Annotated in this window: 2 protein-coding genes; both read right to left on the bottom strand. The window is 62.1% G+C overall.

What is annotated here, in order from left to right; translation table 11 throughout:
* Positions 1 to 47: 47 nt before the first annotated feature.
* A complete protein-coding gene (locus tag M3I56_RS40395; RefSeq protein ID WP_254358628.1) occupies positions 48 to 1,580 on the bottom strand; it encodes an IS66 family transposase in 1,533 nt (510 codons plus the stop codon).
* Positions 1,581 to 1,644: 64 nt separating this feature from the next.
* Positions 1,645 to 1,975 (bottom strand): IS66 family insertion sequence element accessory protein TnpB (gene tnpB, locus M3I56_RS40400; protein ID WP_254358630.1); only part of this gene is annotated, 331 nt, incomplete at its 5' end.

The raw sequence follows: 1,975 nt of genomic DNA on the forward strand, positions 1-1,975 counted from the left end.
GTAAGCACCCGGGGAAGTCATCTTGACGGAGGCAATCGCTCAAGCGCTCAAGCAGCGGCCGGCGTCCAGCGATGAGGAAGCAGTTGCGCTATGTCGGCGGCACGGTGTGTCGGCAATCGCGTCAACACGTCCTTCAGGTAAGCCAACGGATCGTGTCCGTTCAGTTGTGCAGAGCGGATTAAAGTCATGATCGCGGCCGCTCGTTTTCCGGCACGCAGAGATCCTGCGAACAACCAGTTCGACCTCCCCAGGGCCCACGGTCGTATTTGATTCTCGACCCAGTTGTTATCAGCTGGCACATGCCCATCATCCAGATAGCGCGTTAGCGCCTCCCAACGTTTGAGGCTGTAGTCGAGCGCTGCGGCGATCCCGGATCCGTCCGGCACACGCTGCCGTTGCGTGAGCAGCCATGCATGGAGTTCGTCGGCGATGGGGCGAGCCCGCTCTTGACGCACAAGGCGTCTTCTATCGGGCTCGAATTCGGCAGCGTCGCGTTCTACTTCGTATAACGCACCGAAGTATCGCAGCGCGGGCTCGGCCAGCTCGCTCTGGTGCTTGACGTGTAAATCGAAGAATTTACGGCGCGCGTGAGCCAGGCACCCGATCTCTGTGACCCCACTCCTGAAGCTGGACTTGTAGCCCCCGTAATCGTCGCACGCCAGCTTGCCGCGCCACTCGCCCAGGAATGCGCGTGCATGTTCGCCGGCGCGACTCTCGGCGAAGTCATAGATCACCGCCTTCAGATCGGCGAACTGCGTAGTGCTATACGCCCACAGATAGGCTCGATGGGTCTTGCCCTTTCCCGGCGCAAGCATCTGTACCGGCGTCTCGTCGGCATGCAGTACCGCGTGCTGCAAGACCTCTTCGCGAAGTGCATCGACCAGGGGCTGCAGGCGCACGCCACACGCGCCAACCCAGGCGCCGAGCGTCGATTGCGCGATCGCCAGACCCGCCCGCGCAAAGATGCGCTCCTGCCGATACAACGGCAGGTGATCGCTGTACTTGGCGACCAGCACTTGAGCCAGCAGACCGGTGGTCGGGATGCCCTTGTCGATCACGTGCGGCGGCACCGCAGCCTGCACCAGCGTCTCGCATGCCTTGCACGCCCATTTACCCCGGATGTGCCGCTCAACCGTGAACACGCCGGGCGTGTAATCCAGCTTCTCGCTGATGTCCTCGCCGATGCGAACGCGCTCGCAGCCGCACGTACAGATCGTACTGTCCGGCTCGTGATGAATGTCGGTACGTGGCAGTTCGGAAGGAAGCGGTTCACGCTTTGGCTGTTGCCGTGGGGTCCCTGCCTGCTCGCCGGACTTCAGCCCCTGCAGCTCGAGCCCGATTGCCGCCAGATCCGCGTCGAGCGCTTCCTCGAGCAGGCTCAGTTGCTCCTTGTTGAGCTGCTCACTGCGCCTGCCGAACTGCTGCCGCTTAATGACCGAGAGTTCGTGCGTAAGCTGGTCGATACGTGTTTGCCGATACTGCAACTCTCTTTCTTTCCCGGCGATCTCGGCCATCAGCTTCGCGTTCAGTTCGCGTATCTGTTCGGTACTGAGGGCGTCGAGATCGGCAGGTATGTCCATGACGACCAGTCTGCCAGAGCGGCGCCGGACGCAGCAAGGGAAACAGTTTACGTACTTACGGGGCTCAAACCACCGTGATCGCGTGATCCGGCGCGAGAGTGCGCCACGGCAGTCCCATCACCAGGGCCTGAAGCTGTTCAGGGCTAAGCCCCACGCTCACCGCCTGCTCGCCGTTCGTCCAGACGAAGCGCCCCTTGTTAAGCCGCCGAGCGGCAAGCCATATGCCCAGACCATCGTAGACCAGCACCTTCATTCGCGTCGAGTGACGATTGGCAAACAGGTAGGCATGATGGGGCCTTGCCGCGCCGAACACCTTGACCACGCGTGCGAGCAGCGTATCGACGCCAGCGCGCATGTCGACCGGCTCCGTCGCGAGCCAGATGGCATCAATGCGA

The organism is Paraburkholderia sp. CNPSo 3281 (assembly GCF_024206515.1).
In the GTDB taxonomy this organism is placed as follows: domain Bacteria; phylum Pseudomonadota; class Gammaproteobacteria; order Burkholderiales; family Burkholderiaceae; genus Paraburkholderia; species Paraburkholderia nodosa.